This is a genomic window from Streptomyces longisporoflavus, assembly GCF_014649775.1.
GTDB lineage: Bacteria > Actinomycetota > Actinomycetes > Streptomycetales > Streptomycetaceae > Streptomyces > Streptomyces longisporoflavus.
In genome coordinates, this window is sequence record NZ_BMTR01000004.1 from 192946 (window position 1) to 218449 (window position 25504).

The following is a 25504-nucleotide window of genomic DNA, read 5'->3' on the forward strand; positions in this document are numbered from 1 at the left end:
TAGACTCACTCGTCAAGGGCCGGGTGAGGCAGGCGCGCGGAGGGAGCGGAGGGAGCAGAGGGAGCGGCGGCGGTTCAGCGGTTGAAGCGGTTTCGGATGTCAGGTCGTTCGGCCAGCCTCGCCGGGTAGCCGGGCCCGAGGCGCGCGTGTGTGTCCGCCGCCGACATCGGCTCCTTGCAGTGGCCGCAGACGACCTCGGCCTCGGCCTCGTGCCCGCAGCGGTCGTGCTCGAAGACGACCGGCGCGCCTTCGTCGCCGCTCAGCCAGCGGTTGCCCCAGCTGTTCATCACCGCGAGCACGCCGAAGAAGTCACGCCCCTTCTCGGTGAGCACGTAGTCGTAGCGCACGGGCTCGCTCTGATAGGCGCGCTTCTCCATCAGACCCTCGTCGACCAGGCGGCGGAGCCGGTCGGTCAGGGTGTTGCGCGCGATGCCGAGCTCCTGCTGGAAGACGTCGAACCGCTTGATCCCGTAGAACGCCTCGCGCAGCACGAGGGGCGTCCACCAGTCGCCCAGCAGATCCATGGTGCGGGCGATGGAGCAGGGCCAGTCGGCAAAGGAGGTCCGCCTCATGCCGTAAGGATACGAGAGGACGCCGCGGAGCCCGGTGGGTCTCGGAACTGGACCCAGCAGGCCGCGGCCGGTCCGGGGGCCCCGGCATCACGCCGTACGTGACGTTCGACGCAAACGCGGCGGCACCGTTGTGGAGCGGCCCGGCGGACTGATCAGGTGGCATAAGCAGCCGCTTACCCGCACGACCCGCGCAGGCTCATGCGCCCAGACCGCCCAGACCCGTCAGACCCCTCAGACCCCTCAGACCGCCCAGACAGCTCAGACCGCTCGCCCGCACAAGCCGGAGGCCCTGTTGCTCTTCACATCCGTGGACGATGTCGCCACGCGGCTCGCCGAGACGGGCTATCTGGCCTCGACGGCAGTCGCCACCACCGTCTTCCTGGCCGACCGCCTGGGCAAGCCGCTGCTCGTGGAGGGCCCCGCGGGTGTCGGCAAGACCGAGCTCGCCAAGGCGGTCGCCGAGGTCGCCGACGCGCGCCTGGTCCGCCTCCAGTGCTACGAGGGCGTGGACGAGTCCCGCGCGCTCTACGAGTGGAACCACGCCAAGCAACTCCTGCGCATCACCGCGGGCCGCGACGAGTCGTGGGACGAGACGCGTACGGACATCTTCAGCGAGGAGTTCCTGCTCCCGCGCCCGCTGCTCACCGCGATCCGCGGCAGCGATCCGAAGGTGCTCCTGATCGACGAGACCGACAAGGCGGACGTCGAGGTGGAAGGGCTGCTCCTGGAAGTCCTGAGCGACTTCCAGGTCACCGTCCCCGAACTGGGCACCATCACGGCGGAGACCCGCCCCTTCACCGTCCTCACGTCGAACGCGAGCCGCGAGCTCTCCGAGGCGCTGCGCCGCCGCTGCCTCTTCCTGCACATCGGCTTCCCCGACGAGGAGTTGGAGCGCCGCATCGTGCGCCTGAAGGTGCCCGGACTCGACGAGGAGCTCGCCCGCTCCGTCGTCCGCGTGGTCGGTGCGCTGCGCGCGATGGACCTGCGCAAGGCGCCGTCGGTCGCGGAGACCATCGACTGGGCCCGTACGCTGCTCGCGCTCGGCGCCGGCTCCCTCGACGAGAACGTCGTACGCGACAGCCTCGGCGTCGTACTCAAGCACCAGGAGGACGTTCTGAAGGCGGCGGCCAAACTGGACCTGGACGCGGTGTGAACGCGCCGTCCACCGGGGTCCCCGAGCAGGCCGGGGTCCCGGACCGGGCCGGGGTCCCTGAGCGAGCCGAGGCTCCGGACCAGGCCGGGGTTCCGGAACGGCTCACCGCACTCGTGCAGGCGCTGCGCTCGCACGGCATCCGGATCGGTACGGGCGAGACGGTGGACGCCGGCCAGGCGCTCGAGGCGCTCGGGCTCGACGACCGGGAGCGGATACGGGAGGGCCTTGCGGCAGCCCTGCTGCACGGCGAGGGGCAGCGGCCGGTGTTCGACCCCGTCTTCGACCTGTACTTTCCGCGCGGGGTCGGCGCTCCTGACCTGCTCGACGGCTCAGTGTCCGGCTCCGGCCCGGAGCGGGAGTTCGACAGGGACGACCTCCGGGACCGCCTTGCCGCCGCGCTCGCCGCTGACGACCAGGCGTTGCTAGCCCGGTTGGCCGCCGAGGCGGTCGACGCCCTGGGCGGATACGGAACGCGGCCCGGGTCCGGGTCCGGCAGCGGCGGTTCGGACGGCTGGTCGTCGCACCAGACCCTGTCGCGGCTACGCCCGGAGACCCTGCTCGCCCGCATCCTGGCCGGTATCCGCCAGGGCACGGCCGAAGGCGAGTTCACCGACCGTCTCACCGCCGACGAGATCCGCCGCCGCATCGAGAACTTCCGCGGCCAGGTGGGCGCCGAGGCGCGCCGCCGGGTCGCCGAGCGGCGCGGCGCGGACGTGATCGCGCGGCGCGCCGTCGCCACGACCGCCGACCGGGTCGACTTCCTCGTCGCGGGCCGAGCCCAGCTCGACGAACTGCGCAGGACGGTCCAGCCGCTGGCCCGCAAACTGGCGACGCGCCTCGCCGCACGCCGCCGCCGTGCCGCCCGTGGCCACATCGACCTGCGCAGAACCCTGCGCGGCTCCCTCTCGACGGGCGGCATCCCGATGCGCCCCGTCCTGCGCCGACGCCGCCCCGCGCGCCCCGATCTGGTCCTGCTCTGCGACGTGTCCGGTTCGGTCGCGGGCTTCGCCAACTTCACGATGCTGCTCGTCCAGGCACTGCACGACCAGTTCAGCAAGGTGCGGGTCTTCGCCTTCGTCAACCGCGTCGACGAGGTGACCGACCTGATCGCGCGCGGCACGGCCGACCCCGAGGGCCTGGGCAGCCGCATCATCTCGGGGGCGGCGGTCACCGGCTACCACGGCAGCAGCGACTACGGCACCTCCCTGGGCGAGTTCGCCGAGCGGTACGCCGAAGCGGTCACGCCACGCTCGACGGTCTTCGTGCTCGGAGACGCCCGCACGAACATGAGCGACCCGAACCTCCCCGCCCTGCGCACCATCGCCTCCCGCGCCCGCAAGCTGTACTGGCTCAACCCGGAGAACCGCGCCCAGTGGCAGACGGGCGACTCGGCGGCCGGCACGTACGCCGAGTTCGTGGACATGTACGAGTGCCGCAATGCGCGGCAGCTCAGCGCGTTGATCGGGCGGTTGTTGCCGATCTGATCGCCGCTCCGAACCCGCCGGACGGTCGACCGTAAGCTGTCCGGGCGGGGGGTCGGCGGCAGTGGCGAGGAGGACGCGTGGCAGGCGACGGGCTCAAGGAGGAGATCCGGGCTCGGATCGGTGAGGTGCGGGACGAGCTTGTCGGGCTCAGTCGGCGCATTCACTCGCATCCGGAGATCGCCTTCGAGGAGCGGCGGGCCGCCGGGTGGTGCGCGGACGTGTTGCGCGGGCACGGTTTCGCGGTGACCGCTCCGGCGTACGGGCTCGACACCGCCTTCGAGGCGACCCTGGGTTCGGGTCCCGTGACCGTGGCGCTCGCCTGTGAGTACGACGCGCTGCCCGGCATGGGGCACGCCTGCGGGCACAATCTGATCGCGGCGGCGGGCGTGGGGGCCGCGCTCGGGCTCGCGCCGTACGCGGATCGGCTGGGGCTCACCGTGCGCGTCCTTGGGACTCCCGCCGAGGAGAGCGGCGCCGGGAAGGCGCTGCTGCTCGATGCCGGGGCCTTCAAGGGTGTCGACGCGGCGATGATGATCCATCCGTGCCCGTTCGAGGTGGCCGACTTCCACTCGTACGCGATGGCGGCGCTGTCGGTGACGTACACGGGCAAGTCCGCGCACGCCGCGCTCGCCCCGCAGGACGGGCGGAACGCTGCCGACGCGCTGACCGTCGCGCAGGTCGCTCTCGGGCTGCTCCGGCAGCAGCTGCCCGGTGAGTGGAAGGTGCACGGGATCACCACCGAGGCCGGGACCGCGCTCAACGCGATCCCCGAGCGGGCGAGTGCCGCCTACGCCTTGCGGACGCCTTCCGTCGAAGAGCTGCGCGAGTTGCGGGAGCGCGTGGCCGACTGTTTCCGGGCGGGGGCGCTCGCCGCCGGGTGCGCGGTGGAGCTCGAGCAGCCCGCGCCCGACTATCTCGACTTCCGGTCCGACGCCGGTCTCGTCGCGCTGTGGGAGGCGAACGCGCGCGCCCTCGGGCGGCCCGAGCCGCAGCGGCGCGGGCCCTTCGCCTCCACGGACATGGGCAACGTCTCGCACGTGGTGCCGTCCATCCACCCCGTGCTCGACGTCAGCGGGGGCGGTTGCGGCCCGCACCAGCCTGAGTTCGCCGCCGCTGCCGCCACGCCGGTCGCCGAGCAGACCATGATCGACGGGGCGGTGGGGCTCGCGTGGACGGCGGCGGACTTCGCGGTCAGCCGGACTGCTTGACCGGCTTCTCGGGGGGCTGCGCGGTCTCCTCGGCGGCCTGAACGGTCTTCTCGGGGGCCTGCGCGGTCTCCCCGGGAGCCTGCACGGTCTCCTCGGCGGCCTGCGCGGTCTTTTCGGGAGCCCGCACAGACCTCGCCTTCGCGGACGGTACGACCACCGGGGAGCCGTCGCCCGGTGCCCGGAGAATGTCCGCGTCGATCCCGTACAGCTCCTTGACCAGCTCGGCCGTCACCACATCGCGGGCCGGGCCGTTCGCCACGATCTTGCCCGCGTTCATGGCGATGACGGTGTCGGCGTAACGGGCGGCGCTCGCGAGATCGTGCAGGACCATGACGACGGTGCGGCCCGCCGCGGCCACCTCCCGCACCAGGGACAGGACTTCGACGGCGTGGCCGAGGTCGAGCGCACTGGTCGGCTCATCGAGGAGCACGATCGGCGTCTGCTGCGCGAGGACCATCGCGAGCCAGCAGCGCTGGCGCTGACCGCCGGAGAGGTGGTCGAGGCGGCGCGTGGCGAGGTCGGTGGTGCCGGTGGCTTCGAGGGCTTCGCGTACGGCGGCCTCGTCCTCGCGCGACCACTGGCGGAACAGGCCCTGGTGGGGGTGGCGGCCGTAGCGGACGAGTCCGGCGACGGTGACCGCTTCCGGGGCCTGCGGGGACTGGGCGAGCAGCGCGATGCGGTGGGCCGCGCGGCGCTGGGTGAGCTGCCACACGTCCTCGTCACCGGCGCGCACCGTGCCCGAACTCGGCTTGTGCAGCCGGGAGATGGAGCGCAGGAGCGTCGACTTGCCGCAGCCGTTGGGGCCGACGATGGCGGCGACCTGTCCGCTGGGGATGGTCAGGTCGACGCCGTCCACGGCGGCCGTGTGGCCGGGGTAGCCGGAGGTGAGCGCCTCGACGGTCAGTTGCACGGGGTCAGGCCTTTCCGGTCTGCTCGGAGTTCTTGCCGAAGAGGACCCATAGGAGGAAGGGTCCGCCAAGCACGCTGGTGATGACGCCGACCGGGATCTCCACGGGGGCGACGACTCGGCCCAGTGCGTCGGCGGCGCCCACGAGGGCCGCGCCGACCAGGGCCGAGCCGATGACCGGGACGCGGGTCGGGCCGCTGAGCCGGCCTGCGACGACGGGCGCGGCGAGCGCGACGAACGTGATCGGGCCGCCGATGCCGACGGCCACGCCGGACAGGGCGACGGCGAGCGCGAGGGTCAGGGCGCGCACGCGGCGGACGTTGACGCCGAGCGTGGCCGCCATGTCGTCGTCGAAGCGCAGGAGTTGCAGGCGGCTGCCCGCGACGAGGGAGAGCGGTACGAGGACGAGCAGGACGAAGGACAGGGGCGTGCCGACGCTCCAGTCACGGCCGCTGAGCGAGCCGACGGTCCAGAGGAAGACGCCGCCCGCGGTGTTGTCGTTCTCGCGGGACATGACGAGGTCGGTGACGGCGCCGATGACGGTGGAGACGCCGATGCCGACGACGAGGATGCGGTATCCCCCGCTGCCCGCCCCGCCCGCGCAGGCGACGACGACCATGGCCGCCGCGGCGGCGCCGAGCGGTCCGAGCCACCAGTCGCCGATCATGCCGGTGGACGAGCCGACGACGGAGGCGACGACGGCAGCGGTGGCGCCCTCGTTGACGCCGATGATGTCGGGGGTGGCGAGGCGGTTGCCCGCGAGCGTCTGGGTCAGGCACCCGGCGATGCCGAGCGCCGCGCCGACCATGAGCCCCACGGCGATCCGCGGGAGCCGGAAGTCCTGCACCAGCATCACGGTGGCGTAGTCGCCGGTTCCGAGCAGGCCGGAGAGGCTGTCGGAGAAGCTCATCCCGGTGGAGCTCGCGAAGGTGGCGAGCGCGACGACCACTCCGATCACCAGCGTGAGGCCGACCGCGGCGAGGGCGCTGCGATAGGGGAAGAGCCAGGAGAACGCCCCGGCGCGCACGGCGGTGGAGTCGGGCGGGGTGATGTCGGCCTGCGCCGCTTTCAAAGCCTCCGGGGCCCCGGCCTCCGGTATCTCTGGAGCACTCACGAGGCGACCCCCGCCGTGGACATCCGCTGCGATCGCGCGATCCAGATCAGCAACGGGCCGCCGATGAAGGCGAGAAGCACGCTCACGGGGGTCTCCCAGGGGCGGATGACGATCCTGGCGAGGAGGTCGGCGGCGATCATCACGTTCGCCGCGACCAGCGCGGAGAGCACCAGCTGGCCCGCCATCCGGGGTCCTGTGACCGCGCGGGCGGCGTACGGGGCGAGCAGGCCGAGGAAGGCGATGGGTCCCGCGAGGGCGACCGCCGAGCCCGCGAGGAGTGTCACCGCCGCCGCGACGATCAGGCGGATGCGCCCCGGGTGGTGGCCCAGGGAGCGTGCGCTGTCGTCGCCGAGCGCGAGGGCGGCAAGGGGCCGTACGCAGCAGAAGGCGATCAGGAGGCCGAGCGCGATCAGCGGGATCAGGGGGTAGGTCTCGGAGGTCTTGATGCCGGCCAGTGAACCGATGGTCCAGTAGCGGTAGGTGTCGAAGGTGGCCTGCTCGCCGAGCAGGACGTACGAGGTCATGCCGTGGAAGGTGGCGCCGAGCGCCGATCCGGCGAGGACGAGCCGCAGCGGTGAGCCGGCGGCCCGCCCGGACGCGGCGAGCAGCAGCACCACCCCGCTCGCGGCCATGCCGCCGACGAGGGCCCAAACCAACACGCCGTAGGCCGAGGTCACTTCGAAATACGTGAGACCGATCACAACGCCGAGCGCCGCCCCCGAGTTGACCCCGAGGAGGCCCGTCTCGGCGAGCGGGTTGCGGGTGACGGCCTGGAGGAGGCAGCCCGCGGCGCCGAGGGCGACGCCGACCAGGACGCCGGCGAGCGTACGCGGCAGGCGTACGTCCAAGACGGCGAGCCGTATCTGGGCGTCGGCCCGCGCGGAGGAGTCTCCGACGATGAAGTCCCAGGCCCGGCCCATCGGCGTCGACCCGGACCCGACCAGGAGCGAGAGGAGGCCAAGCAGAAGGAGCAGGACGACGAGGCCGGCGGCCGCCCACAGGGTGGGGCGATGCATCTTCGCCAAGTCCGGTATCGGAGGTCTGGATCCGGACGTTGGGACCGGCCCCCCTTGCGCAACCAACATGAAGTTAGCCTAACCTAACCTTGACCTGGAGCCCCGAGTCGGGGTGCGGGCGAACTCCCTGTTCCCTCAGGGGGATTTCGTCATGCCCCGACACGGCCAGGGATAACCCTTATGTCCGGTCTGACCCCCGGACGACAGAAGCATGGAGATCACGGACATGTCCTCGAACCACTCCCCGCGCACCCGGCTGACCGCGGTAGCGGCCCTCACTCTGGCCTCCGCGCTCGCCCTCTCCGCCTGCGGTTCCGACTCGTCCGACGACTCCGGCTCCAGCGACAAGGCCAAAAACGCGGGCAAGAGCGTGACCGTCACCGACGCCTCCGGTGCGAAGGTCAAGATTCCGGCCAATCCCGAGAAGGTCGTCGCGCTGAGCGAGATGGACCTGGACTCCGCCCTCGCCCTCAAGGTCAAGCCCGTCGGGCTCTCGGCGGGCAGAGGCCAGAAGGGTGCCCCCGAGTATCTGGCCGACCAGGCCAAGGGCATCCCGGTCGTGGGCGCGGTCACCGGGCCGGACATCGAGAAGGTCCTCCAGGCCAAGCCGGACGTCATCCTCGCCGGCCAGCTCGCCGACCAGCAGGTGCTCAAGCAGCTGCAGGCGATAGCCCCGACGGTCGTCACGATCGACCGGACCAAGGACTGGAAGAAGTCCCTGGAGCTCACCGGCAAGGTGCTCGGCAAGTCGAACGAGGCGAGCGCGTTCCTGAAGGACTACGACACCAAGGCCGCCGACGTGAAGAAGAACCTCGGCGACAACGCCGGGGCGAGCGTCTCCGTGGCGCGCTACTCCGCCAAGGGCACCGCCGTCATGCAGCAGGGCGTGTTCATCTCCGACGTCCTGAAGGACCTCGGCTTCAAGCGGCCCGGCATCCAGAACAAGAAGGGCGAGGGCCACTCGACGCCGCTCAGCGACGAGGACCTCAAGCAGATCGACGCCGACTGGCTGTTCATCGGCACGCTCGGCTCCAAGGGCCCGGACGCCGACCTCTTCAAGGAGCTGAAGGGCAAGGCCGCGTACAAGCAGCTCGACGCCGTCAAGAAGGACCACACCACCGAGATCGACGGATCGAAGTGGACCAGCCTCGGTGGCGCGCAGGCCGCCGTCTCCGTCCTGGAGGACGTCGAGAAGGCGATGGGCAAGTGACTTCCGGCATAACCGACCCCGAGCTCGCGGGCCGGGTGGCCCTGGTCACCGGCGCGGGCCGGGGCATCGGCCAGGCAGTGGCCCGCGCGCTCGCCGAGCGCGGCGCGCGGGTCGTGGCCGCCGACCGGTCGCCCGAGGTCAAGGAGCAGGGCGCCGAAGAGCGGCCCGCGGGCGGCGGCCGCGTCACCGGCATGGTCCTCGACGTCACCGACGCGGCTGCCGTGGACGCCGCGTTCAAGGAAGTCGAGCGCACCGTGGGGCCGTTGGACATCGTCGTGAACGTGGCGGGCATCCTGCGGCCCGCCCCGGTCGTCGAACTCACCGACACCGACTGGGCGGAGACCTTCGCCGTCAACACGAACGGCGTCTTCCACACCTCGCGCGCCGCGGCCCGCCGCATGACCGCGCGGGGCAAGGGCTCCATCGTGACGGTCGGCTCGAACGCCGCGGGCGTGCCCCGCACGCAGATGGCCGCGTACGCCGCCTCCAAGGCCGCCGCCACCATGTTCACCAAATGCCTCGGCCTTGAGGTGGCCCGCGACGGCGTGCGCTGCAACGTCGTCTCGCCCGGCTCCACCCACACCGACATGCAGCGGCAGCTGTGGACGGACGATCACGAGCAGGCCGAGGCCCGCGTCATCGGCGGCGACCCGGCCTCGTACCGGGTCGGCATTCCGCTCGGCCGGATCGCCGACCCCTCCGACATCGCCGAAGCGGTCGCCTTCCTGGTCTCCGACCGGGCCCGGCACATCACCATGCACGACCTGTACGTGGACGGCGGCGCCACCCTGCGCGCCTGAAACCCGCGCCGCTCTCCCCTACTTGACGAGGAGTCATCCGTGACACCCCCCAACGACGTGGTCGCACTCGACGCCCCCACCACCCCCGGGGCCGTCGGCGCGGCGACCGCGCTGCTCGACGCCTACCGACCCGGCGACACCAGGTTCTTCGCGTCGCCCACCCGCACCCTCCTCGCCCACGGCACGGCCGCCGAAGTGCCGCACGGCGAGCGGCCGTTGGCGGAGCGTGTCGCCGCGACCCTGGACGCCCAGCTGCGCGCGGGAAACCAGGCCCCCGTCGTGGTCGGCTCCATCCCCTTCGACCCCGCCGAGCCCGCCGTGCTCACCGTGCCCGAGGCGGCGCGCTGGGCGCCCGCCCTGCGCACCGACCCGCTCGTCGCCCTGCCCACGCCGCCGCCCGCCACCGCGGGCGGCTGGCAGCTGCGCGAGGTTCCCTCGGGCGAGGAGTACGCCGCGTCGGTCGAGGCCGCCGTGGCGCGCATGAAGAGCGGCGAGTTCGACAAGGTCGTCCTCGCCCGCACCCTGGAACTGTCCACCGACGGCCCGCTCGACCTGCCCGCGATGCTTCAGCGCCTGGCACGGCGCGACCCGCGCGGTTACTCCTTCGCCGTGCCCACGGGCGCGGGCCGCACTCTCCTGGGCGCGAGCCCGGAGCTGCTCGTCTCCCGGCACGGCAACCGCCTGACGGCCAACCCCCTGGCGGGTTCGACGCCCCGTTCGGCGGACCTCGCCGAGGACGTGCGCCGGGCCGCCGCGCTGCTCGAATCGGCCAAGGACCTGCACGAGCACGCCGTCGTGGTGGAGGCCGTGCACAAGGCGCTCGCCCCGTTCTGCGGCGACCTCGACGTGCCGGAGCGGCCCACTCTGGTCCGCACCGCCACCATGTGGCACCTGTCGACGACCGTCACCGGCGAACTCGCCGACCCCGCCACCTCCGCCCTGGAGCTCGCCACCGCCCTGCACCCGACCCCGGCGGTCTGCGGTACCCCTACCGGGCACGCCCGTGGCGTCATCGGCGAACTGGAGCCGTTCGGCCGCGGTCACTACACCGGCATGGTGGGATGGAGCGACGCGCGCGGCGACGGCGAGTGGGTCGTCACGATCCGCTGCGCGGAGGCCGAGGAGACGGACGACGGCGGACGCCTTCGGCTCTTCGCGGGCGCGGGCGTCGTCGCCGACTCGTCGCCGGAGGCCGAACGCGCCGAGACGGGCGCCAAGTTCCGTACGTTCCTGGACGCGGTGGGGGTCGACCGATGACGACGGCAGAGGGTCAGGCGGACAGCCGCACGGACGCGCCACCGATACCCGAGGCCTTCGCCGAGCGGTATCGCGCCGCCGGGTACTGGCGCGGCGAGACGTTCGGCGGCATGCTCCGCGAGCGCGCCGACGCGCACCCCGCCCGGGTCGCGATCACGGACGGGGACCGGAACTGGACGTACGGCGAACTCGACGTGCGCGCCGACCAGTTGGCGGCCGGGTTCGCCGCCCGCGGCATCTCCAAGGGTGACCGGGTGGTCGTCCAGCTGCCGAACATCGCCGAGTTCTTCGAGGTGATCTTCGCGCTCTTCCGGATCGGCGCCCTGCCGGTCTTCGCGCTGCCCGCGCACCGCGAGACTGAGATCCACTACTTCTGCGAGTTCACCGAGGCCGTCGCCTACGTCATCCCGGACAAGACCGGCGGCTTCGACCACCGCGATCTGGCGTCCAAGGTGCGCGCCGAAGTGCCCACCCTGCGCGACGTGTTCGTGGTGGGCGACCCGGGCGAGCACACCGCGCTCGCCGACGTGCCGCGCGAGCCGATCGAGATCGACGGACCCGAGCCGTCCGACCTCGCCTTCCTCCAGCTGTCGGGCGGCAGCACCGGCGTGCCCAAGCTGATCCCGCGCACCCACGACGACTACATGTACTCGCTGTGGGGCTCGAACGAGCTCTGCGGGGTGACGGAGGACTCCGTCTACCTCGTGGCGCTGCCCGCGGCGCACAACTTCCCGCTCTCGTCGCCCGGTTCGCTCGGTCTGCTCTACGCGGGCGGCCGTGTCGTGATGTGCCCGCAGCCCGACCCGGACACCGCGTTCCCCCTCATCGAGCGGGAGCGCGTGACCATCACCGGTCTCGTCCCGCCGCTCGCGCTGGTGTGGACGGACGCGGGCCGCACCACGCCGTACGACATCTCCAGCCTCGAAGTGCTCCTGGTGGGCGGCGCGAAGTTCAGCGAGTCGGCGGCCCGGCGGGTCGCCCCGGCGCTCGGCTGCACCCTCCAGCAGGTCTTCGGGATGGCCGAGGGCCTGGTCAACTACACGCGGCTCGACGACCCGGCGGAGACCATCGTCACCACGCAGGGCCGCCCCATCTCCCCGGACGACGAGATCCGCATCGTCGACGACCTCGACGAGGAGGTGCCGGACGGCGAGGCGGGCCACCTGCTGACCCGCGGCCCGTACACCATCCGCGGCTACTGGCGCGCGCCCGAGCACAACGCCCGCTCGTTCACCGCGGACGGCTTCTACCGCACCGGCGACATCGTGCGCCGCACCCCCACCGGGCATCTGGTGGTGGAGGGCCGGGCGAAGGACCAGATCAACCGCGGCGGCGAGAAGATCGCGCCGGAGGAGGTCGAGAACATCATCCTCGGCCACCCCCACGTCCACGACGTGTCGGTCGTCGCCGTCCCCGACGAGTACCTCGGCGAGCGGACTCTCGCGTACGTGATCCTGCGCGCGGACGCCGAACCGCTGAAGCCCGTCGTGATCAAGAAATTCGTACGGGAGCGCGGCCTCGCCGCGTACAAGGTGCCCGACCGCGTCGAGTTCGTCACCGCCTTCCCGCAGACCGGCATCGGCAAGATCAGCAAGAAGGACCAGCGGACGACCGCCGCCGCTCCCGGCAGCTGACCTCCGCGCAGCTACCCCTGTCCGTGTGCGACGGCCCTCCGGTCCACCCCCGCATTCCTGAGTTACCCGAAAGGCCCCCACCATGGCGCTCCCCGCCGTCACGCCCTACCCGATGCCCTCGTCCGACGAGCTGCCCGCCAACCGGGTCGCGTGGACCATCGACCCGCAGCGGGCGGTGCTGCTCGTCCACGACCTGCAGAACCACTTCCTGACCGCCTACACCCCCGACACCTCGCCCACCACGGAACTGCTCGCCAACGTCGGCGAGTTGGCGAAGTCGGCCCGCGCGGCCGGCATCCCCGTCCTGTACTCCGCGCAGCCCGGCGGCCAGTCGCCTGCCGAGCGCGGCCTGCAGCAGGACTTCTGGGGCCCGGGGCTGCCGGACGACGAGCACGCGAAGGCGATCGCGGGCCCGGTCGCGCCGGAGCCCGGCGACACCGTGCTCACCAAGTGGAAGTACAGCGCGTACGTCCGCACCGACCTCGAAGAGCGCATGCGCGCGGCGGGCCGGGACCAGATCGTCATCGTCGGCGTGTACGCGCACATCGGCGTCCTGATGACGGCCGCCGACGCGTGGATGCGGGACGTGCAGGCGTTCGTCGTCGCGGACGCCGTGGCCGACTTCTCCCGCGAGGACCACGACATGGCGCTGCGCTACGCGGCCGGCCGCTGCGCGGTCGTCACCACCACCGACACGGTTCTGAAGGGGATCTGACATGGCGCTCAGCGTGGAACTGATACGGGCCGACGTCGCCGATGTCCTGGGCGAGGACCCGGCCGACATCCCCGTCGACGAGAACCTCGTGGACTACGGCCTGGACTCGGTGCGCATCATGTCGCTCATCGAGCGCTGGCGCCGCGAGCACGACATCGCCGCGACCTTCGTGGACCTGGCCGAACAGCCCGCCATCGAGGCCTGGGTGAAGATCCTAGGGGCCTCGGCATGAGGCTCACCGCTGCCCAGTCGGGCATGTGGTTCGCGCAGGCGCTCGACCCCGGCAGTCCGGCCCAGAACACGGCCGAGTGCCTGGAGATCCACGGTCCCGTCGACCCGTCCCTGTTCGCGCGGACGCTGCGCCAGGTGGTGTCGGAGGCCGATGCCCTGCGCGTACGGATCATCGAAGGGGCCGACGGGCCGCAGCAGTTGGAGGTCGTCGAACCGACGCTCCCGCTGAAGGTGCGTGACCTGCGCGCCGCGTCCGACCCGGACGCCGAGGCGCGGGCGTGGATGCGCGAGGACCTGGCCACGCCGTTCGACCTGGCGGCCGGGCCGCTGTTCGCGCACGCACTGTTCCGCGTCGGCGACGAGCGCTGGCTGTGGTACCAGCGGGTGCACCACATCGTGATGGACGGGTTCGGCTACTCGCTCCTCGCCCGCCGCACCGCCGAGGTCTACACCGCGCTCGCCGCGGGCGAGGAGCCCGGCGAGAGCCCCTTCGGTCGGCTCGCGGACCTGGTCGCCGAGGACACCGCGTACCGCGCGTCGGAGACGTACGAGACGGACCGGCGCTTCTGGGACGGCGCCTTCGCCGACCGCCCCGACGCCCCCAACCTGGCCGGGCGCACCGCGCTGCCCTCCCGCACCTTCCACCGGCGCAGCGCCCGCCTCTCCCCCGAGGCGACCGCGCGGCTGCGGGAGTCTGCGTCCTCGATGCGGGCGACCTGGCCGGAGGTGCTCGTCGCCGCGCAGGCGCTGTACGTCTCGCGGGCCACCGGCTCCGCCGAGGTGGTGCTCGGCCTGCCGATGATGGGCCGCATGGGTTCGGTCGCGCTCCGCGTGCCCGGCATGGTGATGAACGTGCTGCCGCTGCGGCTCACCGTGACCCCGCAGGCGACGTTCGCCGAGCTGACCCGGCAGGTGGTGCTCGGCATCCGCGCCGCCCGCCGCCACCAGCGCTACCGCTACGAGGACATCCGCCGCGACCTGGGCCTCCTCGGCGAGGGCCGGTCCCTGGTCGGGCCGCTGGTCAACGTCATGCCGTTCGACTACGGCCTGACCTTCGCGGGCGCCCGCACCGAGGCCCACAACCTGTCCGCCGGCCCGGTCGACGACCTCACGGTCAACGTCTACGACCGCGCCGACGGCAGCGGCCTGCGCATCGACTACGACGGCAACCCCGCCCTGTACGAGCCCGACGAACTCGGCGCCCACCAGGCGCGGTTCATGGAGCTTCTGGAGCGCATCGCCGAGACGGAGCCGCACACGCCGCTCGCCGAGCACACGATCGCCCGCCACGCCGAACTCACGCTGGTGGTCGACGAGTTCAACGCCACCGCGCACCCGGTACCGCCCACCACGCTGATCGGCCCGATCGAAGGCCAGACGGTCCGCACCCCGGACGCCACCGCCCTGGTCTTCGGCGACCAGGACCTTACGTACGCCGAGCTGAACGCCCGCGCCAACCGGCTCGCCCACCACCTCGTCGAGATCGGCGTGCATCCGGGCGCGCTCGCGGCGGTCGCCGTGCCCCGCTCCCTGGACCTGGTGATCACGCTCCTCGCGGTGCTGAAGGCGGGCGGCGCCTACCTGCCCCTCGACCCGGACTATCCGGCGGACCGTCTCGCGTACATGCTCCAGGACGCCGGTCCGGCCTGTGTGATCGCCGACCGCGCCGACCGGGTGCCCGCGTCGGGTGTCCCGCTCGTCGCCCTGGACAGCCTGGACACGACGCCGTACGGCACGTACGACCCGCCGCGCGCGCTCACCCCGCACCACCCCGCGTACGTCATCTACACCTCAGGGTCGACCGGCCGCCCCAAGGGCGTCGTCGTGCCGCACGCGGCGATCGACAACCGGCTGCGCTGGATGCAGGCCGAGTACGAACTCGCTCCCGGTGACCGGGTGTTGCAGAAGACTCCGTCCGGGTTCGACGTGTCGGTCTGGGAGTTCTTCTGGGCCCTGCGGGTGGGCGCGACGCTCGTCGTCGCCGAGCCCGGCGGCCACAAGGACCCGGCGTATCTGGCGCGCGTCATCCGCGAACAGGACGTCACCGTCTGCCACTTCGTGCCGTCGATGCTCCAGGTGTTCCTGTCCGAGCCGGCCGCCGCCGGCTGCAAGGGTCTGCGGCACGTCTTCTGCAGCGGCGAGGCCCTGCCGCGCGAGACGGTGCGGGAGTTCGGGCGCGTCCTCGACGGCGTACCGCTGCACAATCTGTACGGTCCGACCGAGGCCGCCGTCGACGTGACGTACCACCCGTGCGCCACCGACGCGACGGGCCCGGTGCCGATCGGCAAGCCCGTCTGGAACACCCGTCTGTACGTCCTGGACGCGGCGCTCCAGCCCTGCCCGCCCGGCGTACAGGGCGAGTTGTACCTCGCGGGCACCCAGCTGGCAGCCGAGTACCTGGGCAGGCCCGAGCTGACCGCCGCCCGTTTCGTCGCCGACCCCTACGGCCCGCCCGGTACCCGCATGTACCGCACGGGCGACCTGGCGCGCTGGACCGAGCACGGCGAGATCGAGTATCTGGGCCGCACCGACCACCAGGTGAAACTGCGCGGCCTGCGCATCGAACTCGGCGAGATAGAGGCCGAGTTGGCCGCCGACGCGGCAGTGGGCGCGGCCAGCGTCCTGGTCCGCGAGGACCGGCCCGGCGACCAGCGGCTCGTGGGGTACGTGACGCCCTCCGACACCGGGTCCGTCCCCGACCCCGAGGAGCTGCGTGCGCGGCTCGCCGGAACACTGCCCGACTACATGGTGCCGGGCGCGATCCTCGTCCTTGACGACTTCCCGCTCAGCCCGAACGGCAAGCTGGACCGGCGCGCGCTGCCCGCCCCCTCCTTCGAGGGCTCGGGCGACGGCGGCCGGGTGCCCAGCGGCCACCGCGAGGAGACACTCACGCGGCTCTTCGCCGAGATTCTCGGCGTGCCCCAACTCGGCGTCGACGACGCGTTCTTCGACCTCGGCGGCACGTCGCTCCTGGCGGCCCGCCTCGTCTCCAGGGTCCGCGACACGCTGGGCGCCGAGCTCACCATCGGCACGCTGTTCCAGGCGCAGACCCCGGCGGCGCTCGCCGCCCACCTGGACGCGGACCACAGCGAGGCCGACCACGCCCTGGACGTGCTGCTTCCGCTGCGCGCGGGCGGCGACCGCACCCCGCTGTTCGCCTTCCATCCGGCGGGCGGCATGAGCTGGTGCTACTCGGGGCTGCTCTCGCGGCTCGACCCCGGCCAGCCGGTGTACGGGCTCCAGGCGCGCGGCCTGCACGGCGAGGGCGAGCTCCCCTCCACCATGGAGGAGATGGCGGCCGAATACGTCGAGGCACTGCGCGCGGTGAGGCCGCACGGCCCCTACCGGCTGCTCGGCTGGTCGGTCGGCGGTGTACTGGCCCACACGGTCGCCGTACTGCTCCAGGAAGCGGGCGAGGAGGTCGAGCTGCTCGCACTGCTCGACGCCTATCCGTCCGACCAGTGGCGCGACGCCGCGGTCCCGGAGGAGGCGGACGCCCTGGGGGCCCTCCTGCGGATGGCCGGCTACGACCGCACCGACGAACTCACCCGCGAGGACGTCCTGGCCACGCTCCAGCGTGAGGGCAGCGCCCTGGCCGGCCTGCCCGACCGGACGCTGACGGCGGTCCTCGACATCGTGGTCAACAACGCCCGTCTGATGCGCGAGCACGACCACCGTCCCTTCGAGGGCGACGCCCTGTTCTTCACGGCGGCCGCGCCGCGCGCCGAGGACTGGCTGACGAGGGAGGCCTGGGCACCGTACGTCAGCGGCTCGATCAGCAATCACGACGTGGACTGCCTGCATCCTGAGCTGACCCAGCCGCGCCGTCTCGACGAGGTCTGTGCCGTACTCGCCGCCCGCCTCAAGGAGCTGGACCACGCATGACGACCACGCCCGGCCCCTTCGACCCGGCCGTCGACGACACCGAGCCGACCCATCTGGTCCTGGAGAACGCGCTCGGCGAGTACTCCCTGTGGCCGCTCTTCCGCCGCGTGCCCGAGGGTTGGCACACGGTGTACGGACCGCAGACGTACGGTCGCTGCGTGGCCCGCCTCCAGGATCCGCCCGCGTGACGGAGATCAAGCTCGTCCGCCCGGCCCCGCTCGACGTGTCGCTCCTCGACACGGACGAGCGGCGCCGGGCGGCGGCGTTGCGGCGCCCCGCGGACCAGGAGCTGTACGCGGCGGCGCACTCGGCGCTGCGTCGTCACCTCGGCGCGTGTCTGTCCGTCGATCCGGCGGCGGTGGAGCTGGTGCGTCTTCCGTGCCCGCTGTGCGGCGGCCCGCACGGTCGCCCCGCCGTCGCAGGAGGGTCGGGCCCGCACTTCTCGCTCTCGCACACGGACGGCCTCGCCCTGCTCGCCTTCGCGGACCGGCCGGTAGGCGCCGACGTCGAGAGGCTGCCGTCCGCCGAGGTCATGACCGACGTGGCGGCGTCCCTGCACCCGCGGGAGCAGGACGAACTTGCCGGACTCCCCGTAGCGGAGCGACCCCTGGCCTTCGCCCGCTGCTGGACGCGCAAGGAGGCGTGCCTCAAGGGGACCGGCGAGGGCCTCGCCGGTGGCGGGATGGCGGCGCTCCTGGTGGGAACGGGGCCCGTGCCCCTCGACGTCCCGGGCTGGGCGGTGCGGGACGTGGCCGTCCCGGACGGCTACGCGGCGGCGGTCGCCGTCGCGGATCGAGGGGACCGGTCGCCGAGCAGCCCGACGAGCCCGTCCGCGAGCTCGGTGCGCCAGCACAGGTAGTCGTGCCCGCCGTTGAACTCGCGGTACACGGCGTCCTCGTACCCCTTCTCCCGCAGCGTGGCGCGCAGCCTGCGCATGGCGGGCAGCGCGACCCACTCCTGCTCGCCCGCCGACAGCCAGAACCGCACGGGCAGCCTCTCGCTCGCGGCGATGCGCCCGGTCAGCCACTCGGAGCGTTCGAGGTCGGGCCCGTCGGGCCACCAGAAGGAACCCGACTGCGCGAGGACGCGGCCGAACCGTCCCGGCGCGGTCACACCGGCGAACGCGGCGGTGAGGCCGCCTAGGCTCTGGCCCGCGACGACGGTCCGCGCCGGATCGGCGGTCAGCGAAAGCCGTTCGCCCGCCCAGGGCAGCAGCTCGGTCTCCAGGAAGCCGACGAAGCGTTCGTTGCAGGCGAGTTCCTCCCAGCGCTGGTCGGCGCCGAGGGATTCGGGCAGCAGGGCGGCGAGGGGCGGGACGCGGCCGTCGGCGATGAGGTTGTCGAGGAGTGCGGCGACATCCAGGCCCGGCTGCCACATCTCGCCGTCCATGAGCACCAGGACCGGCAGGTCGCGACCGCCGCCCGGCGGCTCGTAGAGATGCACCCGCCGTTCGTTGCCGAGCAGTTCGCTGCGGACGGTGTGGGTGCTGACCGTGCCGCGCGCCACTCCGTCACGGCGCCGCCAGTCGTCGCCGGTCGGGGCCTGCGGCAGCTCTACGCACGAGACCGGTTCGCCGCCCCAACGGCGGGCGAGCGTACGTGAGTTGAGCGGGTCGGTCCGGTGTTGGCGCCGCAGCCAGGGCCAGTAGGCGGCCTCGTCCGTCCGCGGCCCGTCCCCCTCGTCCACGCACAGGCCGTAGGTGGCCCGCCAGTCCGCGCGCATCCGGATCGACCAGTGCCAGATGTCCGTGCCCGGCACCCGCTCCATCAGATTGCCGGACAGGTCACGCGGGTCGACGATCTTGTTCGGCATCACCAGGACGGCGCGGGTCGCCTCCGTGCCGCGCCACAGGAAGGTGACCACCCGCTGCTTCTCGTCGCCCAGCGGATCGGGCTCGACGAGCGGTGTGCCGCCCGCTGCCCGCACGGCGCCCCAGAAGTCGCCGCCGCGCGCGGCCCGCGCCAGCCACGCACTGTCCGCACGCTCGACGGGTCGTGGCCGCGGGATGCGGGGCGGCCTGCGGGTCGCTCCGGCGGGAGGAGCGGTGTGCGGCATCGGGGGCCTCCGGGGGTTACTGCGTACGTATAGATAAGGGTGACCTTACTTGAGTCGGCCACCCCTGTGATGACCAGGGGCGGGCCACCTCCTCACGCGCGGGGGCCACCGGTACATTGCCGCCTATGTCGATACCGAATCCCCAGCCCAACCAGCCCGGCCAGCCCAATCCGTATCAGCAGACCCCGAATCCCTATCAGCAGCCGCCGGGCGCGACGGCCCCCCAGCCCTACGGCCAGCCGCCGGGCCCGTACGGACAGCAGCCGGGCCCCTACGGCCAGCCGCCCGCCCCGCCCGCTCCCCCGGCGGGACCGCGCAAGCCCACGCCGGGCTGGGTGTGGGGGATCGGCGGTGTCGTCGTCGCGTCGGCCCTGTGGGCGGGCGGCCTGTTCGCCACCGGGAACCTCGGCTCGGACGACGACGCGAAGGCGGACCTCGCCGGATATCAGTACAAGGAGAACCTCTGCGACGTCTCCCCGCTCGACGGTTTCAAGAAGAAGTACGAGGTCGACACGGACTCCACGTCGACCACGCACTACGGCTCGCGGCAGAAGGGTTTCGACCTGAGCTATTGCAGCCGCAAGCTCAAGGACCCGGAGGAGACCGCCGACTCCTACACGAGCATCTACGTCTATTCGACGGCCCGCTGGCACAAGGCGACCGACCCCGCGGGCGAGTTCGCCTCGGAGCAGAAGGCCTACGAGGACCAGTCCCAGAAGACGTACACCTACAAGACCAAGGCCGTGAGCGGCATCGGCGACGAGGCGTACCTGGTGACCGACACGAGCGGCACCGACGAGAAGTCCCTCAACGGCATGACCCTCGCCGTGCGCGAGGGCTGGTTCACCGTCGAGATGCGCTGGAGCTTCTACGGGGGCGGCCCGGACGACAAGATCGAGCCGCCGACCGCCGCGGAGGTCGAGGAGATGCTCAAGACCGACGTTCGCGCGGAGATGGCCGGGCTCAAGAAGGGCTGATCCCGGGGCGGGGTCGCGCCGGGCGGTTCAGGGGCGCGGCCACGGGTGTCCCTCCAGGGTTTCGATGTCGCTGTTGAAGCGCTGGAGGAAGCCGGCGAACGTCTCGACGTCCTGCGCCGACCAGTTGTCCATGACCTTCTCCAGGCCCTGGACGTATTCGGAGCGGTCGGCGTCGAGCAGCCGCGCGCCCTCGGCGGAGATGCGGAACTTGCGGGCCATGCCGCCGTCGGGGTCGGGGATGCGCTCGACGAGTCCGGAGCGCATCATCGCCGCGGTCTGCCGGTTGAGGGTGGAGGCGTCCAGGCCGAAGGCTTCGGTGAGCTGGCCGATGGACATCGGGCCGTCCATCTGGATGCGGCTGAGCAGGATGTACGCGCTGCGGTCGAGGCGCCCGCCGGAGGAGCGCGTGCGGGGATTGAAGAGATGCGAATGCCGTCCGAGCAGCATCGTCTCGAATTCGACGCGGCCGACGGGCTTCTCCGTGCGGCCAGCGGGCTTGTCCTTGCGGCGACCGGGCTTTTCCATGGAGCCATTCTACGCGGTATATGCATAATGCACTTTATGTGCATGGCGCATAGCTCGGATCCGCAGGCGCGACCACGCCGTTCACTCCCGGGCGAGGCCGTTCACTCCCCGCCGAGATCGAGCGAGGCGCTGTCCCTGACGAGCCGTGCGGCCAGGGCGCGGATGATCTCGGTGCCGAGGACCGCCTGGCCCCGGGCGTTGAGATGCATGCCGTCGGTGCTCCAGATCGACTCCTCGCGGCCCGTCGGGTGGCTCTGCATGTCGATGTGGACCGCGTCGAGGCGCTGGGCCACGGTCCGCATGCGCCGCGACAGGACGGCCAGGCGCTCACGGACCACGTCCCGGTAGCGCGGGTCGAAGTGCGGGTTGCCGATGACGTCGAAGAAGCCGGAGGTCACCAGCGTGCCGACCGCGCTCAACGGCGTGAAGAGCGCCTCGAATTCGCTCTGCGCCGCCTCGGGATCGAAGGCCTTGCGCAGGCCGTCGTTGGCCCCGCACAGCGCGATCACCAGATCGGGCCGGAAGTCCAGCGCGGGCCGCAGCTGGCTCTCGCGCACCTGCGCGGTCATCAGGTCGCGCCGACCCAGGTTGAGGTGCACCAGGTCCGGCCGCACCGCGCGGAGGGCGTCGACGACCAGGGTCGACCAGGGCTCGTCGCGGTAGCCGGGGCGGGGCTCGCTGATGCCCTGCGCGACGCTGTCCCCGACGATCACCAGGCGGGACCAGGGGGCGCCCCTGAGCAGCGCCGCTCCCTCGGCCGGTAATGCCACGTAGGGGTCGTTCTTTTCCGTGTACGGGTCCTTGTACTCCGCCACGTCGATCGTTCCCATGCCCGTGTCCTTCCGTGAGCCGCGTGTCATGCCGCCCGACACTGGCACCCGCCCGCGGCGCCGCGCTGGCGGGAATACGACATCACCGCGGCATCCGCACCGCGCCCTCGCGGGGGTCCGTCATCTCAGCTCATGTCAGCACCGTCTCAGCGCCGTGCAAGGCGGGACTTGAACGATGAGCGTGCGCTTCCCCAGTCACCCAGCCATCGAAGGAGCCCGGTGTGATCGTCCTCGGCTACAACGGCTTCACCCACGGCGCCGACACATTCGGGCGGCTCTACGGAGCGACCGGGATCGACCGACACAGCATCCTGGGCCACGACGCGGCCGTCGCCCTCCTGGTCGACGGGGAGTTGGTGGCCGCCGTCGAGGAGGAGCGGCTGAACCGGGAGAAGAAGACCTCCGCCTTCCCCGCCCGTTCCCTCGATTGGTGTCTGGACACCGCCGGCGTACGGCTCGACCAGGTGGACGCCGTCGCGTTCCCCTGGGCGTTCACCCCCGGCCTGGTGCACACGATGATCCAGGACGTCGGTCGCAGCGAACTGTCCGTGGAGCAGAAGTTCGACCGGCTCAGGCGGTTCGGCGAGCTCCACGCGGGCCTGGTCAGCAAGGAAGCCATCCACGCCGATTTCAGACAGCGCACCGGCCACGACCTGCCCGCGGAGAAGCTTCTCCTCGTGCCGCACCACATGGCCCATCTGATGTGCGGCTACCACCTCTCCGGCGAGCGGGACACGGCGTTCATGGTGAGCGACGGCCGCGCCGAACGGCTCTCCTCCGTCACGGGCGAGGTGCGTGACGGGCAGGTCCGGCTCTTCGAGAGGTCGGCCATCGGCGTCGACAACTCCCTCGCCCTGCTCTTCGGGGAGATCACCCGTTACCTCGGCTTCATGCCCAACAACGACGAGTACAAGGTGATGGGCCTCGCGGCGTTCGCCCCGCCTCCGTCCCCCGCGGACAACCCCCTGCTGCGGCACGTGGTCGAACTGCGCGAGGAGGGCCGCTACGCCCTCGCGCTCGCCAACGACCCCAGCGGCACCCGCGGTTACTACCCCCTTCTGGACCAGCTCTTCGGCGGCGACGAAGAGCTCCGCGAGAAGACGGAGTTCCGGGCGACGGTGGCCGCCGCCGCACAGCAGATGGTCGAGGTGGTCACCGCGCACCAGTTGCGCGCCCTGGAGCGCGGCACCGACCTGACCCGGCTCGTCTACGAGGGCGGCCTCGCCCTCAACTGCGTCAACAACTCCAAGCTCCTGGAGAACTCCCGCTTCACCGACATCCACGTCAGCTTCGGCGCGAGCGACCCGGGCGTGGCCATCGGCGCCGCCGTCTACGCGGCCCGCCTCGAGCCGCGACCGCGCCCGGCCCCCGCGACCCCCTACCTCGGACCCTCGTACGACGACGGGCAGCTGCTGCGCGCCCTGCACGAGCACGCCGACCGGGTGGAGTGGACCGAGCTCGACGAGGACGCGGTGGCCGGGCAGACCGCCAAGCTGCTCAGCGAGAAGACCGTCGTCGGGTGGTTCCAGGGGCGCGCCGAGTACGGCCCGCGCGCCCTGGGCAACCGCAGCATCCTGGCGAACCCCGGATTCGCCGACATCAAGGACATCATCAACACCCGGGTCAAGCACCGCGAGCCGTTCCGCCCCTTCGCACCGGTCGTCCTGGAATCCGAGGCGCCGCGCGTCTTCGACATGGGCAAGAAGGCGTCGTCCCCGTACATGACGTTCGTCTTCGCGGTGCGGCCCGAGTTCCACGACGTCATCCCCGGCGCCATGCACGTCGACGGCACGTCCAGGGCCCAGACCGTCACCGCGGACTCGAACCCGAGACTGGCCGAACTTCTCTCCGCCTTCACGGAGTTGACCGGCGTGCCGTGTCTGGTGAACACGTCGTTCAACATCGCGGGCGAGCCGATCGTCTGCTCGCCCGCCGACGCGCTGGCCTGTTTCCTGCACACCGAGATCGACTGCCTGGTCCTCGGTCGCTTCCTGGTCGTCAAGAAATGACGGACGCCGACAGGACACAGCAGGACGGGACGGGCCGCCACTCCGTGGGCACCCTGCTCGAAGCGGCCCTTTCCGGGCTGACCCGCACGCCCGGCCGCGAGGCCCCGCTGGCGGAGGCCTGCATCGCCTCCGTCGAGTGCGCACTGCAACTCGCGGCGATCGCCGAGCGGGCGGGGCACGTGCCGGACGACGAGACGCTCGGCCGCGAGGCGCGCGAGGCCCTGGCCGCCGCCCGCGCCTCGGTCGTCGCCGCCACCTGCGCGGTCCGGTCCATCGAGGACAGGCGGCGCGGCCTCCCGGGAGGCCGGGCATGACCGCGGCGGACACGGCTGACACGACTGACCACCGCCGGGAGCCCGGCGCCTCACTCACCCGGCACCTCGCCGAGTGGGCGGCGGGCCTGCGCCATCCGGACCTGCCCGAACGGATCGAGGCGTACGCGACCAGTGCGGTCATGTCGCACCTCGCGGTGCTGCGGGCGAGCCTCGGCCACCCCCTGGGCCGCAAGCTGGTCCGGGCGTTCGGCAGTCCGCTCTCGCACGACCCGTGCCGGGCGGCGCAGGTGATGGCCGCACTGTCCTCGTGCCTCTACTACGAGGACAGCATGTACGCGGGCCACGTCACGCACGCCTCCGTCGGGGTCCCGCTGGCCTTCCGGCGCTACCAACGCCTGGACGGCAGGGCCCTGTTGACCGCGGTCGTCGCCGCGAACGAGTGCGCCGCCCGGGTCACCGCGGCGGGCGCGCTGGGTCCGCTGAGCGGGCAGGGCACCTCGTACACCCAGCTCGTGGGCGCCGTGGCGGCCCGGCTGCACGGCGCGGGGTCCCCGGCCGGGCTGTGGCCGGATGCCTGGGGGCTCGCCCTCGCGATGCCGCCGTGGCCGCTGCGGCGGGCGCTCCTCGGCAGCGAGGCCAAGGTGCTCTCGGCGGCGGTCCCGGTGCGGACCGCGCTCGACGCGTGCGACGCGGCGGTCGCGGGACTGCGGGGCGCCGAGGACATCCTGGAGCATCCGGGCGGACTGCTGGCCAAGTTCTCCCACGTGCCGTCGCCCGAAGCGGTCACGTCCGGGCTCGGCACCCGCTGGCACACCGAGACACTGACCTTCAAGACGCGCCCGGCCGGCGCGTACGTGGACGCGGCCGTCGACTGCGCCGCCCAACTGCACACCCGGCTCTCCCGCGAGGACATCCGCGGCATCGCGGAGATCGTCGTCTCGGCGCCCCGGCTGACCATCGCCATGGACCAGCAGGGCTCCCCGTACGTCGACCGGGAGCGGTCGGCGATCATGGCGCTCAACGTCTCCGTCGCCTACAACGTCGCCACCGCCCTCACCACCGGCACTGTCACCCCCTCTGACCTCGCCGAACCGGCCACCGCGGACCCCGTGCGCTGGTCCCTCGCGGACCGGGTCCGGCTTGAGTACGACGCCGGTCTCAGCCGCGACGTCCTGCGCGCCACCGCCCCGTTGGGCGAGGCACTGCGGCAGGCCGGGGCGAGGGGCCGGCAGTGGCTCGCGGATTTCACCGGCGAGAACACGGCCGCCGCCGGGGTCACGGGGCCGCCGAGCACCACGTTCCGCGAGGCCGACAAGGCGGTGGGGGCCCGGCTGCGGGTGACCCTGTGCGACGGCCGGGTGCTCGACGCCTCGTGCGAACGGCCCAAAGGGGCCGCCGGACCCGAAACCCGGCGCACGCACCGCGAACTCGTCCGGGACAAGCTCGCCTCGTCCGGGACATCGGGCGAGGTGATCGACGGCCTCGACCGTCTCGCCTCGCTGGACGCACGGCAGGTCGACGCCCTCGTGAACAGGGCGCTGTCCGAGCCGCTGCCCGCGACCGAACCGCCGCCCGGTTCCGGTCCCTTGCTGGAGTCCGGTCTGCCGCGAAGTTCCTGAGCGGCCCGGACGACACCCGATCCGACTC

Annotated in this window: 22 protein-coding genes and 1 pseudogene; 16 read left to right on the top strand and 7 right to left on the bottom strand. The window is 72.3% G+C overall.

The window, feature by feature from the left end; translation table 11 throughout:
• Positions 1-74 precede the first annotated feature (74 nt).
• Positions 75-572: a winged helix-turn-helix transcriptional regulator gene (locus tag IE226_RS09995; RefSeq protein ID WP_190080722.1), complete on the bottom strand. Its 498-nt coding sequence runs from the start codon at positions 570-572 to the stop codon at positions 75-77.
• 292 nt (positions 573-864) lie between these two features.
• Between IE226_RS09995 and IE226_RS10000 the strand changes: the two genes are divergently transcribed.
• The 3 genes from IE226_RS10000 to IE226_RS10010 all read left to right on the top strand — a co-directional run bounded on the left by IE226_RS10000 (position 865) and on the right by IE226_RS10010 (position 4417).
• Entirely contained in the window at positions 865-1725 is an 861-nt protein-coding gene (locus tag IE226_RS10000) for an AAA family ATPase (RefSeq protein ID WP_190080723.1), read from the top strand.
• Between the two features lie 113 nt (positions 1726-1838).
• The gene (locus IE226_RS10005) at positions 1839-3209 is read left to right on the top strand and encodes a vWA domain-containing protein (RefSeq protein WP_229870765.1); all 1371 of its coding nucleotides are present in this window, start codon (positions 1839-1841) and stop codon (positions 3207-3209) included.
• A 77-nt stretch (positions 3210-3286) separates the two neighbouring features.
• Complete coding sequence (locus IE226_RS10010; protein ID WP_190080725.1) at positions 3287-4417, top strand: M20 family metallopeptidase; 1131 nt, start codon at positions 3287-3289, stop codon at positions 4415-4417.
• A gap of 124 nt (positions 4418-4541) precedes the next feature.
• Here IE226_RS10010 and IE226_RS10015 read toward each other — a convergent pair.
• From IE226_RS10015 to IE226_RS10025, 3 genes and pseudogenes are all read right to left on the bottom strand, one after another.
• Positions 4542-5327: pseudogene (locus IE226_RS10015) on the bottom strand (ABC transporter ATP-binding protein); the annotation flags it as partial.
• 4 nt (positions 5328-5331) lie between these two features.
• On the bottom strand, positions 5332-6438 hold the full coding sequence (locus IE226_RS10020) for a FecCD family ABC transporter permease (protein WP_373306917.1): 1107 nt from the start codon (positions 6436-6438) through the stop codon (positions 5332-5334).
• Positions 6435-7454 (bottom strand): FecCD family ABC transporter permease, encoded by a 1020-nt coding sequence (locus tag IE226_RS10025; RefSeq protein WP_190080986.1) that lies wholly within the window; start codon positions 7452-7454, stop codon positions 6435-6437. Before IE226_RS10025 ends, IE226_RS10020 begins: the two co-directional genes overlap by 4 nt.
• A 211-nt stretch (positions 7455-7665) precedes the next feature.
• On the opposite strand from IE226_RS10025, the gene IE226_RS44035 reads away from it, so the two are divergent.
• The 9 genes from IE226_RS44035 to IE226_RS10065 all read left to right on the top strand — a co-directional run bounded on the left by IE226_RS44035 (position 7666) and on the right by IE226_RS10065 (position 18045).
• The gene (locus tag IE226_RS44035) at positions 7666-8664 is read left to right on the top strand and encodes an ABC transporter substrate-binding protein (RefSeq protein WP_229870703.1); all 999 of its coding nucleotides are present in this window, start codon (positions 7666-7668) and stop codon (positions 8662-8664) included.
• Complete coding sequence (locus IE226_RS44040; protein WP_229870705.1) at positions 8661-9464, top strand: 2,3-dihydro-2,3-dihydroxybenzoate dehydrogenase; 804 nt, start codon at positions 8661-8663, stop codon at positions 9462-9464. The genes IE226_RS44035 and IE226_RS44040 overlap by 4 nt, the downstream gene beginning before the upstream one ends.
• A 39-nt stretch (positions 9465-9503) precedes the next feature.
• Positions 9504-10721: an isochorismate synthase DhbC gene (gene dhbC, locus IE226_RS10035; RefSeq protein WP_190080727.1), complete on the top strand. Its 1218-nt coding sequence runs from the start codon at positions 9504-9506 to the stop codon at positions 10719-10721.
• Positions 10718-12355 carry a (2,3-dihydroxybenzoyl)adenylate synthase gene (locus tag IE226_RS10040; protein WP_190080728.1) on the top strand — a complete coding sequence of 546 codons (1638 nt, stop codon included), beginning with the start codon at positions 10718-10720 and terminating at the stop codon, positions 12353-12355. The genes dhbC and IE226_RS10040 overlap by 4 nt, the downstream gene beginning before the upstream one ends.
• A gap of 82 nt (positions 12356-12437) precedes the next feature.
• Positions 12438-13070: an isochorismatase family protein gene (locus IE226_RS10045; RefSeq protein ID WP_190080729.1), complete on the top strand. Its 633-nt coding sequence runs from the start codon at positions 12438-12440 to the stop codon at positions 13068-13070.
• A 1-nt stretch (position 13071) separates the two neighbouring features.
• Complete coding sequence (locus tag IE226_RS10050) at positions 13072-13302, top strand: phosphopantetheine-binding protein (protein ID WP_190080730.1); 231 nt, start codon at positions 13072-13074, stop codon at positions 13300-13302.
• Entirely contained in the window at positions 13299-17186 is a 3888-nt protein-coding gene (locus IE226_RS10055) for a non-ribosomal peptide synthetase (protein WP_190080731.1), read from the top strand. The genes IE226_RS10050 and IE226_RS10055 overlap by 4 nt, the downstream gene beginning before the upstream one ends.
• Complete coding sequence (locus tag IE226_RS10060; protein WP_190080732.1) at positions 17183-17374, top strand: MbtH family NRPS accessory protein; 192 nt, start codon at positions 17183-17185, stop codon at positions 17372-17374. Before IE226_RS10055 ends, IE226_RS10060 begins: the two co-directional genes overlap by 4 nt.
• A complete protein-coding gene (locus tag IE226_RS10065) occupies positions 17371-18045 on the top strand; it encodes a 4'-phosphopantetheinyl transferase family protein (protein ID WP_229870707.1) in 675 nt (224 codons plus the stop codon). Before IE226_RS10060 ends, IE226_RS10065 begins: the two co-directional genes overlap by 4 nt.
• On the opposite strand, the gene fes is transcribed toward IE226_RS10065, so the two are convergent.
• The gene (gene fes / locus IE226_RS10070; protein ID WP_190080734.1) at positions 17952-19241 is read right to left on the bottom strand and encodes an enterochelin esterase; all 1290 of its coding nucleotides are present in this window, start codon (positions 19239-19241) and stop codon (positions 17952-17954) included. The two genes, IE226_RS10065 and fes, sit on opposite strands and share 94 nt — an antisense overlap.
• A 125-nt stretch (positions 19242-19366) precedes the next feature.
• Between fes and IE226_RS10075 the strand changes: the two genes are divergently transcribed.
• Positions 19367-20218 (top strand): hypothetical protein, encoded by an 852-nt coding sequence (locus IE226_RS10075; protein ID WP_190080735.1) that lies wholly within the window; start codon positions 19367-19369, stop codon positions 20216-20218.
• A gap of 27 nt (positions 20219-20245) precedes the next feature.
• Here the strand turns inward: IE226_RS10075 and IE226_RS10080 are convergent, their stop codons facing one another.
• Entirely contained in the window at positions 20246-20743 is a 498-nt protein-coding gene (locus IE226_RS10080) for a MarR family winged helix-turn-helix transcriptional regulator (protein ID WP_190080736.1), read from the bottom strand.
• 101 nt (positions 20744-20844) lie between these two features.
• Positions 20845-21573 (bottom strand): SGNH/GDSL hydrolase family protein, encoded by a 729-nt coding sequence (locus IE226_RS10085; protein WP_190080737.1) that lies wholly within the window; start codon positions 21571-21573, stop codon positions 20845-20847.
• Between the two features lie 221 nt (positions 21574-21794).
• Between IE226_RS10085 and IE226_RS10090 the strand changes: the two genes are divergently transcribed.
• The 3 genes from IE226_RS10090 to IE226_RS10100 are packed head-to-tail and all read left to right on the top strand — an operon-like array spanning position 21795 to position 25476.
• The gene (locus IE226_RS10090) at positions 21795-23582 is read left to right on the top strand and encodes a carbamoyltransferase family protein (RefSeq protein WP_190080738.1); all 1788 of its coding nucleotides are present in this window, start codon (positions 21795-21797) and stop codon (positions 23580-23582) included.
• Positions 23579-23896: a hypothetical protein gene (locus IE226_RS10095; RefSeq protein WP_190080739.1), complete on the top strand. Its 318-nt coding sequence runs from the start codon at positions 23579-23581 to the stop codon at positions 23894-23896. The genes IE226_RS10090 and IE226_RS10095 overlap by 4 nt, the downstream gene beginning before the upstream one ends.
• A complete protein-coding gene (locus tag IE226_RS10100; protein WP_190080740.1) occupies positions 23893-25476 on the top strand; it encodes an MmgE/PrpD family protein in 1584 nt (527 codons plus the stop codon). Before IE226_RS10095 ends, IE226_RS10100 begins: the two co-directional genes overlap by 4 nt.
• The last annotated feature ends 28 nt before the right edge of the window (positions 25477-25504 follow it).